The sequence below is a fragment of the Bradyrhizobium sp. CCBAU 51627 genome, from assembly GCF_028128765.1.
Lineage (GTDB): Bacteria > Pseudomonadota > Alphaproteobacteria > Rhizobiales > Xanthobacteraceae > Bradyrhizobium.
In genome coordinates, this window is the sequence record NZ_LBJG01000023.1 from 234,002 (window position 1) to 246,926 (window position 12,925).

At 63.7% G+C, this 12,925-nt stretch carries 14 protein-coding genes; 6 read left to right on the forward strand and 8 right to left on the reverse strand.

Features of this window, described 5'->3' with window-relative positions:
* Positions 1-15: 15 nt before the first annotated feature.
* Positions 16-369: a nuclear transport factor 2 family protein gene (locus XH88_RS12975; RefSeq protein ID WP_271668684.1), complete on the forward strand. Its 354-nt coding sequence runs from the start codon at positions 16-18 to the stop codon at positions 367-369.
* A 77-nt stretch (positions 370-446) separates the two neighbouring features.
* Here XH88_RS12975 and XH88_RS12980 read toward each other — a convergent pair whose 3' ends face one another.
* Positions 447-1,535 carry a Zn-dependent alcohol dehydrogenase gene (locus XH88_RS12980; protein ID WP_271668685.1) on the reverse strand — a complete coding sequence of 363 codons (1,089 nt, stop codon included), beginning with the start codon at positions 1,533-1,535 and terminating at the stop codon, positions 447-449.
* Positions 1,536-1,607: 72 nt separating this feature from the next.
* Positions 1,608-3,377, reverse strand: a complete 1,770-nt coding sequence (locus XH88_RS12985) for an acyl-CoA dehydrogenase family protein (RefSeq protein WP_271668686.1) — start codon at positions 3,375-3,377, stop codon at positions 1,608-1,610.
* A gap of 245 nt (positions 3,378-3,622) precedes the next feature.
* Here XH88_RS12985 and XH88_RS12990 point away from each other — a divergent pair, with 245 nt between their 5' ends.
* Both XH88_RS12990 and XH88_RS12995 read left to right on the forward strand, forming a co-directional pair.
* Positions 3,623-4,324 carry an SDR family NAD(P)-dependent oxidoreductase gene (locus tag XH88_RS12990; protein ID WP_271668687.1) on the forward strand — a complete coding sequence of 234 codons (702 nt, stop codon included), beginning with the start codon at positions 3,623-3,625 and terminating at the stop codon, positions 4,322-4,324.
* A 123-nt stretch (positions 4,325-4,447) separates the two neighbouring features.
* On the forward strand, positions 4,448-5,278 hold the full coding sequence (locus XH88_RS12995) for an enoyl-CoA hydratase (protein ID WP_271669055.1): 831 nt from the start codon (positions 4,448-4,450) through the stop codon (positions 5,276-5,278).
* 117 nt (positions 5,279-5,395) lie between these two features.
* Here XH88_RS12995 and XH88_RS13000 read toward each other — a convergent pair whose 3' ends face one another.
* Together XH88_RS13000 and XH88_RS13005 are read right to left on the reverse strand one after the other, a co-directional pair.
* Positions 5,396-6,019: a GNAT family N-acetyltransferase gene (locus tag XH88_RS13000; RefSeq protein WP_271668688.1), complete on the reverse strand. Its 624-nt coding sequence runs from the start codon at positions 6,017-6,019 to the stop codon at positions 5,396-5,398.
* A gap of 69 nt (positions 6,020-6,088) precedes the next feature.
* Positions 6,089-6,292 (reverse strand): DUF1127 domain-containing protein, encoded by a 204-nt coding sequence (locus XH88_RS13005; protein WP_271668689.1) that lies wholly within the window; start codon positions 6,290-6,292, stop codon positions 6,089-6,091.
* A 110-nt stretch (positions 6,293-6,402) separates the two neighbouring features.
* Between XH88_RS13005 and XH88_RS13010 the strand changes: the two genes are divergently transcribed.
* The gene (locus XH88_RS13010) at positions 6,403-7,296 is read left to right on the forward strand and encodes a transcriptional regulator GcvA (RefSeq protein WP_271668690.1); all 894 of its coding nucleotides are present in this window, start codon (positions 6,403-6,405) and stop codon (positions 7,294-7,296) included.
* A 143-nt stretch (positions 7,297-7,439) separates the two neighbouring features.
* Complete coding sequence (locus XH88_RS13015) at positions 7,440-8,786, forward strand: MFS transporter (protein ID WP_271668691.1); 1,347 nt, start codon at positions 7,440-7,442, stop codon at positions 8,784-8,786.
* Between the two features lie 142 nt (positions 8,787-8,928).
* Here XH88_RS13015 and XH88_RS13020 read toward each other — a convergent pair whose 3' ends face one another.
* Genes XH88_RS13020 through XH88_RS13030 form a run of 3 tightly spaced genes read right to left on the reverse strand, consistent with a single transcriptional unit; the run spans position 8,929 to position 11,588 of the window.
* Positions 8,929-9,342, reverse strand: a complete 414-nt coding sequence (locus XH88_RS13020; protein ID WP_271668692.1) for a Rieske (2Fe-2S) protein — start codon at positions 9,340-9,342, stop codon at positions 8,929-8,931.
* 49 nt (positions 9,343-9,391) lie between these two features.
* The gene (locus XH88_RS13025) at positions 9,392-10,504 is read right to left on the reverse strand and encodes an amidohydrolase family protein (protein ID WP_271668693.1); all 1,113 of its coding nucleotides are present in this window, start codon (positions 10,502-10,504) and stop codon (positions 9,392-9,394) included.
* 25 nt (positions 10,505-10,529) lie between these two features.
* Entirely contained in the window at positions 10,530-11,588 is a 1,059-nt protein-coding gene (locus tag XH88_RS13030; RefSeq protein ID WP_271668694.1) for an amidohydrolase family protein, read from the reverse strand.
* A gap of 143 nt (positions 11,589-11,731) precedes the next feature.
* Here XH88_RS13030 and XH88_RS13035 point away from each other — a divergent pair, with 143 nt between their 5' ends.
* The gene (locus XH88_RS13035) at positions 11,732-12,214 is read left to right on the forward strand and encodes a CinA family protein (protein WP_271668695.1); all 483 of its coding nucleotides are present in this window, start codon (positions 11,732-11,734) and stop codon (positions 12,212-12,214) included.
* A 26-nt stretch (positions 12,215-12,240) separates the two neighbouring features.
* Here the strand turns inward: XH88_RS13035 and XH88_RS13040 are convergent, their stop codons facing one another.
* Entirely contained in the window at positions 12,241-12,771 is a 531-nt protein-coding gene (locus tag XH88_RS13040; RefSeq protein WP_271668696.1) for a hypothetical protein, read from the reverse strand.
* Positions 12,772-12,925 lie beyond the last annotated feature (154 nt).

A 12,925-nucleotide genomic window follows, 5' to 3' on the forward strand; every position in this document is an offset into this window, starting at 1 on the left:
GGGAGAACAAGCACCATGAGCCAGGACCTCGAACAGCTCACCTCACTCAACCGCGACTACATCACCTCGGTGCAGAATTGTGATGTCAAGCGTTTCGACGAGATCCTCGCGCCGGAGTTTTACTGCTCCAATCCCGACAAGACGCTGGTCGACCGAGCTGCATTCCTGGAGCAGACGGCGCGGCCGATCGCGATCCGCAATCTGCACGCGTTCGACGTCATCATTCGCATCATGGGCGATTTCGCCATCATCCACGCCGCAACGAGCTACACCACGGCGGATGGCCAGCAGGCGGCCGGCCGCTATACCGATTGCTGGGCGAAGAAGAACGGCAGGTGGCTGGCGGTGTCGGCGCACGTATCGCGGTGAGGTGAGGTAAGTCATCCCTCATTCCGCTCTCATGCCCCGGCTTGACCGGGGCATCCGGGCGACGACACCGGTGGCGCTCAACTGTCAAACACGATCACGCTGCGCAGCGTCTTGCCGGCTTTCATGTTGGCGAAACCCTCGTTGATCTCGGAGAGCTTCAGCTTCGCCGAGATCCAGTCTTCCAGATGCAACCGGCCGCGCAGATAGAAATCGACCAGGCGCGGCATGTCGACACGGAAGTGGTTCGAGCCCATCGACGAGCCCTGGATCTTGCGCTCGCGCAGGAAGTCGAAGCCATGCAGCTCGATCTTCTGGCCGAACGGGATCATGCCGACGATGGTGGCGGTACCACCCGAAGTGAGCATGCCGAACGCCTGCTCCGCCGTCTCCTTGCGGCCGAGCACCTCGAACGCGTGCTGCACGCCGCCATTGGTGAGGTCGCGCACCTGCTTCACCACGTCGCCGTCGGCGGGATTGATGATGTCGGTCGCGCCAAGCTTGGTCGCAAGCTGGAGCTTGGCCGGATTTGTGTCGATGGCGATGATGCGGCCGGCGCCGGCGATCTGTGCGCCGTTGATCGCGGCCATGCCGACGCCGCCGCAGCCGATCACCGCGACGGTCTCGCCGGCCGTCACCTTGGCCGTGTTCACGACGGCGCCGTAGCCGGTGATGACGCCGCAGCCGATCAGCGCGGCGAGATCGAGCGGCATGTCCTTGCGGATTTTGACGATCGCGTTCTCGTGCACAAGCATCTGCTCGGCGAAGGAGGAGAGGTTGAGGAACTGGTGCAGCTTCTCCGGCTTCGACCACTGCATGCGGTTCGAGACGCCGGGCAGCATCTTCACCGTCGTGTCGGTGCAAAGCACGGTGCGGCCGGTGGTGCAATTGTCGCAGGTGCCGCAGAACACGGACAGGCAGGTGACGACGTGATCGCCCGGCTTCACATAAGTGACGTCGGAGCCGACCTGCTCGACGACGCCGGCAGACTCGTGGCCGAGCACCGCGGGCAGCGGATGCGGATAGAGGCCTTCCATGAAATGCAAATCGGAGTGGCAGAGGCCCGCGACCGCGGTGCGGATCAGCACTTCGCGCGGACCCGGCTTCGGCAGGCTGACATCCTCGATGACGAGCGGCTGGTTGACTTCATAGAGGACGGCGGCCTTCATCGGGGTTTCCTCGCTTGTTATGATTTTCGTTGAGCGTCGTTTCCACCTCTCCCCCAGGGAGACGTGGAGAGCCTACGCCGCCAGAACCAGTTCGCCAACCTCGCTCATGGCTGCTGCGCGATGGCCGAGCAGCAGCGCGGCGATCTTCGCCTGCGCGGCATTTTCCGTCGGCCGGAACGGATCACCGGGCGCCACGCGGTGGTCGATCACCAGCCGCGACAGCAGCAGCCGGCGCGCATCGCCGCGCATCTGGTGAATCCGGTGCGCCTCCCAGGCCAGCGCGACCGCGCTTGCGACATGATAGAGCACGCTCGTCGCGCGGCGCGCGTCGGCCTCGTTCTCGGATTTGCCGGCGACCTCGCGCGCAAAGCCGACCGCACGATCGACGAACCTGCGCAAATTGTCGCGCCAGGCCTGCGGCACGGAGCCGCTGTCGTCGAGCCGCGCATGCAGGTCGGCGGAGAGCGCGGATTCGGCGCCATGGCGTCCGACGGCGCGGCGAAGCGCATCGATGGCGACGATGTTGCCGGTGCCCTCCCAGACCGAGCCGAGATGGGCATCACGCAGCAGGCGCGGCGTGGCGAACTCCTCGATATAGCCGATGCCGCCGCGCATCTCGAGCGCATCGCCGCAGACCTTTCGCGCATCGCGCGTGGCGCGGAATTTCAGCGTCGGGGTGAGGATGCGCAGCAGCGCGGCCGCATCCTGGCTACCGGCCTCGGCACGATCGAGCGCGTCGGCGGTGAGAAAGCTCATGGACAGCGCCTGCTCGACCGGGAGCGTGATCTTCAGCATCTGCCGTCGTCCCAGCGGCAGGTCGATGATGCGGCTGCCGAACACCACGCGGTTCTTCGCGACCGTCATGGCGTCATGATAGGCGCGGCGCATCAGCGCGGTCGACTTCACACCATTGGAGAGCCGCGAGGAGTTCACCATCTCGGCCATCTGTACGAAGCCGCGGTCGAGCTTGCCGACGGCATAGGCGATGGCGCCTTCCAGCTTGATCTCGCCGGACGCCATCGAGCGGGTGCCGAGCTTGTCCTTGAGGCGCACGATCCGGTAGTGGTTCTGCGAGCCGTCGTCGAGGAAGCGCGGCATCAGGAACAGGCCGACGCCGCGGGTACCAGGGCCGGCACCTTCCGGCCGCGCCAGGAGCATCACGACCTTGGCGTCCGCATTCGAGCAGAACCATTTCTCGCCGTAGAGGCGCCAATGCTCGCCTTCCTGCACCGCACGGGTGCTCAGCGTGCCGACATCGGAGCCGCCCTCCTTCTCGGTCATGAACTGGCCGCCTTGCGTCAGCTTGCTCATGTCGGTCGAGGTCAGGCCGTCGAGATATTTCGCCTTCAGGGCCTCGCTGCCGAAGTTCGCCAGCAGCTTTGCACAGCCGTCGGTGACGTTGATCGGGCAGCCCATGCCGAATTCGGTCTGGTTGAACAGAAAGGTGAAAGCGTGCTTGGCGACGACAGGATATTTGTCCGGCCAGCCCATGATGCCCTTGCGCAGCGACAGCGCGTGGATGCCGAACTCGCCGAAAGCGGCGTTCTCCAACTCGCGATAGGCCGGGTGATATTCGATCCACTGCACGTCGCGGCCGAACTTGTCGCGCTGGTGCAGCACCGGCGTGTGGCGGTCCGCAAGCCGCGCGCACTCGTCGAGATGGCCGCCGGCGAGCTCGCCGAGACGGTCCAGATGCGGCTCGATGTGGCTGAACAGCGTCTCCGGCAGATGGATGCGCAGAAGGTCCGTCAGCGCCGGATCGGCGCGGTAGAAATTCATGCCCGTGGTATCGGGCGCCAGCAGGCCGAGGTCTTTTGGCTGCGCTGTGAGCGGCGTCTGCATGGTCGTCCTCTTCGTTTCCGCCCGGCGGCAATTGTTGGCGCTCATTTTGGCGCTTGCCGCTTGAGATGATGTCGATCATGCTCCCGTCGCGGGAGGCAATAAAGCCGCAAATCGTCAGGGCGGCATGATCGCCGTGAAGGAACAGTTCGCTCTGCGGAATGTGATTGACCGGCCTGTCGCTGCGGCTGGCTGCCCCCGCGGCGGGTGCCTAGATCACCGACGTCCCGTCCTCGAGAGATCACATCATGGAACACCCGACATACAAGATCGCCCTCATCGTCGGTGCCGGCGAAGGCCTGAGCGCCTCGCTGGCGCGGCTGCTGTCCGCGCAAGGCATCCGCGTCGCGCTGGCGGCACGCAAGATCGAGAAGCTCGGTGCGCTCTGCGGCGAGACCGGCGCCAAGGCCTATGCCTGCAACGCGACCGAGGCTGACGAGGTCGAGCGGTTGTTCGGCCTGGTCGAGCGCGAGATCGGCACGCCCGACCTCGTCGTCTACAACGCCAGCGGCCGCGCGCGCGGACCGTTCGTCGACCTCGTCCCGGCCGACGTCGCGAACGCCATCGCGGTGAGCGCCTATGGCGGCTTCCTGGTGGCGCAGCAGGCGGCGAAACGCATGTTGCCGAACCAGCACGGGGCGATCCTGTTCACCGGCGCCTCTGCCAGCGTGAAGGGCTACGCACAGTCTGCGCCGTTCGCGATGGGCAAGTTCGCGCTGCGCGGCCTGGCGCAAAGCATGGCGCGCGAACTGTCGCCGCAAGGCATCCACGTCGCGCATTTCGTCATCGACGGCGGCATCCGCAGCGCTGCGCGGACGGAAGCCCCCGACAGGCCGGATTCGATGCTCGATCCCGATGCGATCGCCGAGAGCTATTGGAACGTGCTGCAACAGCCGCGCAGCGCCTGGAGCTGGGAGCTGGAGCTGCGGCCTTGGGTGGAGAAGTTTTGAGGCGGCAGCGCCACCACTGCCGTCATTGCGAGGAGCCCTTGCGGCGAAGCAATCCAGGGCTGTCTCTGCTGGACCATTTCTGGATTGCTTCGCTTCGCTCGCAATGACCGCAGGGAGGAATCAATCACCATGGAAACCACCATCGACACCGGCACCGATGAACTCCTCTGCGTCATCCGCGACCGCGTCGCGGTGATCACGCTGAACCGGCCGGAGGCGCGCAATTCGCTGTCGGACGCGCTGACGCCGGCGCTGCGCACGATGATCCGCACCTGCGGCGAGAGTCCCGATGTCGGCGCGCTCCTGATCACCGGCACCGGCGAAGCGTTCTGCGCCGGCGGCAACGTCAAGGGCATGGGCGCGCATCGCGATCCCAGGAAGCTGGAGATGTCGCTGCAGGATCGCATCGCCGATCTGCAGGAACGGCAGCGGCTGCTTACGGGCGCGCTGGTGTCGGTCCGCAAGCCTACCGTCGCCGCCCTGCCCGGCCCCGCGGTCGGCGCCGGGCTGGCCATCGCCATGGCCTGCGATATCCGCATCGCCGCGCAATCGGCCTTCGTCGCCACCGGCTATGCCCGCATCGCACTGTCCGGAGATTACGGTATCGCCTGGCTGCTCACCCGTCTGGTCGGCACCGCGCGGGCGCGCGAACTGATGTTCACGGGCGATCGTGTCGATGCCGCGCGCGCGGAAGCGATCGGCCTGGTCAACCGAGTCGTTCCCGACGACAAATTGCAAAGTGAAGCCTTCGCGCTGGCAAAATCGCTCGCCGAAGGCCCGCGCCTGGCGCTGCGCTACATGAAGGACAATCTCGACGAGGCCCTGCTGTTCGATTTCGAGACCGCTCGCGACCACGAAGCCGAGCGGCTTGTCCGTCTCACCACGACCGCCGATCACAAGGAGGCGGTGCAGGCCTTCATCGAGAAACGGAAAGCCGTGTTCACGGGGAAGTAGAGGCACGGACAGCGCCGTGCCGCCTGGCATCTCACAGTTCACCCCGACAGGATGACAGGTCTGCGTGGACAAAAAAACACCCGGCTCTGGTTTGAACCAGGCCGGGCTGCAGTCGTGTCAGGCCGAGGCTGAGGGGCGATCGGCCTGACGGGAAAAAGCAGCGAGACGCCAGCTCGCGCAGGGAATGTCCTTCGGCGCGAGGTGGATCTCCTTGTCGAATTGGACCAGCTTCCAATCATCGGGATGATTGACGAAAGCGAAGCCGGATGTGCGCGCAAGCGAGATCATGGTCTCGTTGGAGCGCAGCGTGTCGCCGAACATGTGCTCGGCGCCGAGCGCGGCGGCTCGGCATTCCAGGTTCTTGATCAGCGCGGTCGCGATGCCGCGGCCATGCCAGCGATCGTCGACCGACAGGCCAAATTCGAGCGCCGACGTCTCGGCATGCAAGGCATAGCGCGCCTCGGCGACGATGGTCTCGAAGCCGTCGACCATTTTTGTCGCGACCACGGTGAAACGTTCGCGCGCGCCGACCAGAAGGAAATCGTTCAGCAGTCCCTTCGGCAACTCGCTGATCGCGCCGAAGAAGCGGTTGTAGCGGGAGCGGGTCGAGAGCGAACGGAAGTAGTGCTGAAGCTGGTCGATGTCGCGGGGTTCCACGAAGCGAACGTGAATCGCCTCTCCGTCGCGGGTGCGCAACGTATCCGAATATTGCTTCAGCTCTTCCAGGCGATAGGTGCTCATGACGCGTGCTCACGAGGACGAGGGACCGCCGGCGCCCCTGTGCTCAGGCGGCGCCGGCCTGACGGCCCATCAGGCCCGCCAGAAGGGTTTGTCAGCCTCATAGGCGACCTCGGACCAGGACAGGCCGACGTCGTGGAGATCGCGGGCGGTCCAGTTGCTCAACTCGCGCCTGTTGCGATAGCGCTCATGCCAGAGATGCAAGGTCTCACTGACCTGCTGGATCAGCCCCACCGCATGATGATTTGTCATCGAATTCTGCGTCAGAATAGACATTTTCAGCTCCTTGAGCTAACTTGGGCGCTAATATCTGCTTCTCTGTGCCGTGCAACAAACGACAATTTGTACCTCTTCGCATGAAATAAGCTCATGCATGATGCTGCCAAATGACTGCCAGATTGCCTTCCCTGAACGGATTGCGGGCCTTTGAAGCTGCCGCGCGGCATCTCAGCTTCACACTGGCCGCATCAGAGCTGAACGTGACCCAGACCGCGATCAGCCATCAGATTCGCCGGCTCGAAGAGGAGCTCGGCATCCGCCTGTTCATCCGGCAGAACCGCGCGCTGGCGCTGACCCCGGAAGCGCGCGACTATCTGCCCGGCGTCCGCGCCGCCTTCAACGACCTCCGCCTTGCCACCGACCGGCTGCTGCGCAAGGACGACGACAAGGTGCTGACGGTCTCGACGATCGCTTCCCTCGCCGCGAAATGGCTGCTGCCGCGCCTGACCGATTTCCAGGAGAGCCATCCCGGCATCGACGTCCGCATCACCACCTCGACCAGCCTCGTCGACTTCCAGCGCGACAATGTCGATGCGGCGATCCGCTACGGCCGCGGCCAGTGGCCGGGCGTGCGTGCCGAGTGGCTGATGGCGGACGAATTGTTTCCCGTGTGCAGTCCTGCCCTCCTTCGCGGCGATAAATCGCTGCGCACGGCGGAGGACCTGAAGGACCATGTGCTGCTGCACACCAGCACCAGCGATGACTGGCGCCTATGGCTGACAGCCGCGGGGCTTTCAACCAGCATCTCACGGCAGCCCGGCATCACCTTCGACATGACCTTCATGACGGTGCAGGCGGCGATCGACGGCATGGGCGTGGCGATGGGCCGGACCTCCTATGTTCAGGACGACATCGCCAAGGGCCGGCTGGTGGTGCCCTTCAAGATCGCGCTGCCGGCCGACGCCGGCTTCTATCTGGTCTCGCCGGAGGGCCGCCGCGAAGCGCCAAAGCTCGCCGCCTTTCGCCAATGGGTGGTCGCGGCAACTCAGAATAAAGCCTGAAAAATCATCAGCTTCCGCCGCGAAATGGGTTGACTCGCGACGCCCCGCGCGGGAAGGGGTAGCCAGATTGTCGCAGCAGCAATTTGTCGCCTTGCCGTGAAATGAGTTCCGGTCCGGCCGCGCCTCGAAGGGGAGTAACGTTCATGGCTGGACCAGCCACCTCAACCAATCCGCCCGCAATCAAGTCGCGCATCGGCGCGATCCTGCGCGCCACATCGGGCAATTTTCTCGAGCAGTTCGATTTCTTCCTGTTCGGCTTCTACGCGCAGGATATCGCGAAGGCGTTTTTCCCCGCCGCAGACGAGACCGCGGCCCTGCTCAATGCTTATGGCGTGTTCTGGCTCGGCGCGCTGATGCGACCCGTAGGCGCCATCGTGCTGGGCGCCTATATCGATCGTATCGGCCGACGCCAGGGCTTGATCTTCACACTCGCGCTCATGGCGCTCGGCACCGTGGTGATCGCGTTCTGCCCGTCTTACGCAGCAATCGGTGTTGCCGCCCCGGTCATCGTGCTGATTGGCCGCTTGATCCAGGGTTTCTCGGCCGGCGTGGAGCTGGGCGGCGTCTCCGTCTATCTGTCCGAGATCGCGACTCCTGGCCATCGCGGCTTCTACACCTCATTCCAGTCTTCCAGTCAGCAGGTCGCGATCTTCGTCGCAGCGATCATCGGCTTCATCCTGAGGGAGCTCATTCCCGGCGATACCTTCCTGGATGTGATCGGAGGAGTTGCGAAGTGGCGTATCCCGTTCTTCGTCGGCTGCATCATCATCCCCGTCATTTTCTTCCTGCGGCGCTCGCTCGAGGAGACACCGGCCTTCCTGGCCATGAAGAAGCATCCGACCGCGCGCGAAGTGTTCGCGTCGGCGATCGCGAACTGGCGCATCGTCATCCTCGGCATGATGATTGCCGTGCTGACCACCACGACCTTCTACTTCATCACGGTGTATGCCCCCGGCTTCGGCAAGCAGCTCAATCTGTCGCCGACCGGAACGCTGCTGGTGACGCTTCTCGTTGCAGTGACCAACTTCATCTGGAATCCGGTCGGCGGCGCGGTGTCCGACCGCATTGGCCGCAAGCCGGTGTTGGTGACGATTGCGGCTCTGTCATTCCTGACGGCTTACCCCGCGCTGTCCTGGCTCGCGGCAGCTCCCACTCTCGGGAAACTGCTCGCGGTGCAGATGATGTTCTCGTTCTACTTCGGCGTCTACAGCGGCACGATGCTGGGCTGCCTGGTCGAGATCGTGCCGGCCCATGTCCGCACCACCTGCTTCTCGATCGCTTTCGCCCTGGCCGCGGGCATCTTCGGCACATCGACACCCGCCGTGGCGACCAAGCTGATCAGCATGACCAACGGTGACAAGGCCTCGCCGGCTTACTGGCTCATGTTCGGAGCGGCGCTCGGCATTGTCGCCGCGCTCACCGTTTATCGCGGCAGCGGCAAGACGGTGCCGACCTACGATACAGCAATAGAGCCGGCGACGGGGCGGTGAGACAGCGTCATTCCGGGGCGCGACGAAGTCGCGAGCCCGGAAATCCGTTCCTCCAAGCGTTGCTGACGCACGACGGATTCTCTGATGCGCAATTGCGCATCAGAATTCGATGCTCCGCATTGCCCCGGAATGACGAAGGAGCTTACAGCTCCACCACCACGTAGTCGTTCTCGACCGTCACCGTGACTGTCTCGGCCACATACGGACCCTTCACGACACGCGCGCCCGGCTCGACATGGGCCGGATAGGCCTTCACGCGAAAGCGGCGGGGGTCGCAATAGGACTGGCCGGTGCGGATGTCGAACTCCCAGCCGTGCCACGGACAGCGGATGATCTCGCCGAGTTTCGTATATTCGATCTCCCCGGGATCCTTTGATTGTGCAAGCCCGATCAGCGGGCCCTCGCACAATGCCGCGCCCTGATGCGGGCAGCGGTTCATCAGGCCGAAATATTCGCCCTTGATGTTGAAGACGGCGATCGGCCGTCCGTCGATCTCCAGGAATTTTCGCGTGCCGGGCGGCAGCTCGTCGACCGCGGCAATCACGTGCCGCGCCATTATGTCATCCGCATGATCTGATCGAAGAACCGCTTCACCCTTTTTCGGATCATGCGGCGATCCCGTAGAGCTTCTTCGCATTGCCGAGATAGAACGCCTCGCGATTGGCTTCGCTGACGCCCGCCGGCAGCACACGTGAAGGCTCGTCATAATCCCAGTGTGGATAGTCGGTGGCGAACAGCAGCCGGTCCCAGCCGATCCAGTTGATGACGTCGAACAGATCCTCGCGCCGCTCGGGATCTTCCATCGGCTGCGTGGTCCACCAGACCTGCTCGCGGATATATTCCGACGGCGGCCGCTTGACGTGCGCCACCTCGCTGCGCAGCCGCTGCCAGACCTTGTCGAGACGCCATGCCAGCGACGGCGCCCAGCCGAAGCCGGCCTCGATCATCACCATCTTCAATTTCGGGAAACGCTCGAACACGCCCTCCAGCACGAGACTCGCCAGCGCCGATTGCTGGCATTGCGAGTGCCCCACCATCTCCTCGATGTAATGGGACGGCCAGCCCGACGGCGTGATCGGGTTGCCGCCAAAGCCGAAGGCGTGCACGCCAACCGGAAGACCCGCCTCTTCCGCGGCCTGGTAGATTGGCCAATAGCGGCGCTGGCCGAGCGGCTCGACATTGCGGCTGAGCAGCAGCACCTGAACGAAATTCTTGTCGCCGGCGCGCTCGCGGATCTCGGCGGCGGCCGCCAGGCCGTCCTCATTGCCGACGACGATCGAGGCTTTGAGCCGCTTGTCCTTGCTGGTCCATTTGTCGATCTGCCAGTCGTTGATGGCCGAGCACAGCGCAGCCGAGAGATCGTGGTTGCGAATGCCCTGCCCGGTGTTGAGCGGATTGAGCACGCCAAGCTGCACGTTGTTCGGATCGAGCAGTTGCTTCTGCATGAAGGAGAGCGAGGAGCCCTGCGGGCCGCCTTCCGGTGGATAGGCGTCGCGGCGCGAGGCGTTGGGCTGGGCCTTTGGATAGGGCGGTCCTTCCATCATGCCTTGATAGGCATGGACGCCATAGACCTCGAGATGATGTTGCCAGCGTTTGGCGAGATAGGGATAAAGCTCGGTCCGAGTCGCACGTGCCGGATGGATGTCACAGTCCGCGATCGCGGTCTTGGTTGTCGGAGGGGAAGCAGCTTCTCGGCTCTCGCGAAACTGGATATTCATCGCCTTGCCTCCTTTGGCAGCGGGCTCATTTCAGGCGGGGATAGGTTGCATGCGGATTGTCGATCATGATCTTGCGCACGAGATCGGGGGCGAGCCCCTCGGGCAGCGCATCCTGGCCGTCGAACTGCCAGTGCGGATAGTCCGTGGAGAATAGGACCAATTCGTCGGACTGCATATGCTCAAACAGGCGATTTAATGTCGCCGCGTCCGGTGGCGCATCAAATGGCTGTAATGAGAAGCGGATGTTGCTGCGCACAATCTCCAGCGGCGCACGATCGACCCATGGCGTCTCCATCCGCACCCCACGCCAGAATTTGTGTAGCCGCCAGAGATAGGGTGCGATCCAGGAGACACCGGATTCCAGCATCACCATTTTCAGGTGCGGATATTTGGCGAAAACGCCCTCGACGATCAGGCTGGTGAGTTGGGTCTGGAACGCCTGGGAGTGCCCGACGTAATCCTCGATATGATAGGAACCCCAACCCACCGCGGTCGGGGGATTGTGATAGGCGGAACCAGCGTGGATCCCCACCGGCAGTTCGTGCCGTTCCGCCGCCTCGTAGATCGGCCACAGCGCGCGTTTGCCGAGCGGCACGTCACCCATGACCAGCATCAGCACTTGCACGAAGCGCTCGTCCGCTGCGCAGCGCTCGATCTCGGCAACGGCTTTTTCGATGCTTTGCGTCGGAATCACGATGGAGCCGCGCAGCCGGGAATCGCGATCGAGCCATTCCTTCGCCAGCCAGTCGTTCAGCGCACGGCAGAACGCGGCCTGCATGTCCTCGGAGAACACCATCTGCACACCGTAAAGCGGGTTGCAGATCGCGAACCTGAGCTGGAAGGGGTCGAGCACGTGGCGTTGCATGTCCTCCAGGCTCTCGCCGGGCTTTCCCTTCTCGGGCCGCCAATCGGGCCGCGCAGTCATCGGTGAGTTCTGCGGATAGGATTGCGAGACGAGGTCGACCATGCCGCGCGTGGTCACCTGATCACGCCAATAGTCGTTCAGGTACGGCAACAGGCTGGTCAGATGCGGCACGGCCGGATGCACATCGCAGTCAATCCCGCCGGCGATCAGGGACGTCATGACGTCTCCCCTCTCACGTTTCCTCGCATGTCTCTTCTTCTATCCACCATTCAAGCAGGCCTGCCCGTCGCCCGCAACTCGGCTAAGCGTCCTGTCATATGCTAGGAAGGCGGAGCTCGGTTGCGAAGGAACAGGGGACTGGCATGAAAGAGCTTGTCGGTATCGCGGAACAGGTTGCGGCAACATTGATCGCACGCAAAGAGACTATTGCAGTCGCGGAATCCTCGGCCGGCGGGCTGATCGCAGCAAGCCTGCTCGCGGTGCCCGGCGCCTCCGCTTATTTCCTCGGCGGCGCGGTGGTCTACACGCGCGATGCCAGACGCGTGCTGATGGATATTTCGGATGAAGGAATGAAGGGCTTTCGCTCCTCATCGGAGCCGTATGCGAAGCTGCTGGCCGAACAGATGCGCGGGCGTTTCCGCTCCGACTGGGGCCTGTCCGAGACCGGCGCAGCCGGCCCCACCGGCAATCGTTACGGCGATGCGGCCGGCCATAGCTGCGTGGCGGTGGCGGGACCCGCGACCGAGGTGATGACGCTTGAAACGGGCAACAACGACCGGTTCGGCAATATGCAGATGTTCGCAGCGACGGCGCTGAAGCTATTGCTGAAGAAGCTCAAGGGGTGAGCGGCGACGCCGCTTACCCACCCGTGCTAGGAGCAGGACAAGCCGTTGCCGGGCTCGCGGCACAGCTTCGCGCGAACCTCGACAAAATCGATTTTGCACCGCCTGGCTCTGCGCAGCCGTGAGGTGTGAGCGGCGTCGGCACTGGCGGCTGAAAGCAGATTGAGCTGCTTCTTGATGGCAGCGCTGCACATGAGCTCAGGGTTGCCGTCGAGATACCGTGATTGGGCTCCAAGCTCTTGTCGGGTGAGCTCCGCGAATGGCCCCAGAGCCAATTGTGTTTCGATCGCCGCGAGCTCCGCATCGCTCGCCTGTGCGCGGGCAACGCCATTCGTCTTGCGTTCGAATCCGTTTTCGAGGGCTGCGTGACCTGCCGAGGCAAGGTCCGCGAACTCCTGCGCTGCGTCTGGAAACTCACCACGCTGGAAGCCGGCCAAAAGATAGGACTTGCATTCCAATGGATTGCTCGCGAGCTTCAGAAGCGCCGCCAGTTGCGCCCGGTCCACAGCGATGATGTGCTCATCGTCGGTATAGGCATCCATCTCGGTTGCAACGATCATATTGAGCACATTGTTGGCGGCGGACCACCCACCCCCGTTGAATGCCTCTTCAGTCTCGCGAAGAAAGACCGCCCTGAGGCCTGGATCGCTGCGGGCGATCGACGCTGCCAGGGGAAACCGCGCGATGTTTCGGTCGAAATCGCGTGCAAATGCG

Bases quoted from the DNA above. Each gene is read 5' to 3' on its own strand.
- XH88_RS12975 (WP_271668684.1), top strand. From the start codon at position 16: ATGAGCCAGGACCTCGAACAGCTCACCTCACTCAACCGCGACTACATC.
- XH88_RS12980 (WP_271668685.1), bottom strand. From the start codon at position 1,535: ATGAAGGCCGCCGTCCTCTATGAAGTCAACCAGCCGCTCGTCATCGAG.
- XH88_RS12985 (WP_271668686.1), bottom strand. From the start codon at position 3,377: ATGCAGACGCCGCTCACAGCGCAGCCAAAAGACCTCGGCCTGCTGGCG.
- XH88_RS12990 (WP_271668687.1), top strand. From the start codon at position 3,623: ATGGAACACCCGACATACAAGATCGCCCTCATCGTCGGTGCCGGCGAA.
- XH88_RS13000 (WP_271668688.1), bottom strand. From the start codon at position 6,019: ATGAGCACCTATCGCCTGGAAGAGCTGAAGCAATATTCGGATACGTTG.
- XH88_RS13005 (WP_271668689.1), bottom strand. From the start codon at position 6,292: ATGTCTATTCTGACGCAGAATTCGATGACAAATCATCATGCGGTGGGG.
- XH88_RS13010 (WP_271668690.1), top strand. From the start codon at position 6,403: ATGACTGCCAGATTGCCTTCCCTGAACGGATTGCGGGCCTTTGAAGCT.
- XH88_RS13015 (WP_271668691.1), top strand. From the start codon at position 7,440: ATGGCTGGACCAGCCACCTCAACCAATCCGCCCGCAATCAAGTCGCGC.
- XH88_RS13020 (WP_271668692.1), bottom strand. From the start codon at position 9,342: ATGGCGCGGCACGTGATTGCCGCGGTCGACGAGCTGCCGCCCGGCACG.
- XH88_RS13025 (WP_271668693.1), bottom strand. From the start codon at position 10,504: ATGAATATCCAGTTTCGCGAGAGCCGAGAAGCTGCTTCCCCTCCGACA.
- XH88_RS13030 (WP_271668694.1), bottom strand. From the start codon at position 11,588: ATGACGTCCCTGATCGCCGGCGGGATTGACTGCGATGTGCATCCGGCC.
- XH88_RS13035 (WP_271668695.1), top strand. From the start codon at position 11,732: ATGAAAGAGCTTGTCGGTATCGCGGAACAGGTTGCGGCAACATTGATC.
- XH88_RS13040 (WP_271668696.1), bottom strand. From the start codon at position 12,771: ATGATCGTTGCAACCGAGATGGATGCCTATACCGACGATGAGCACATC.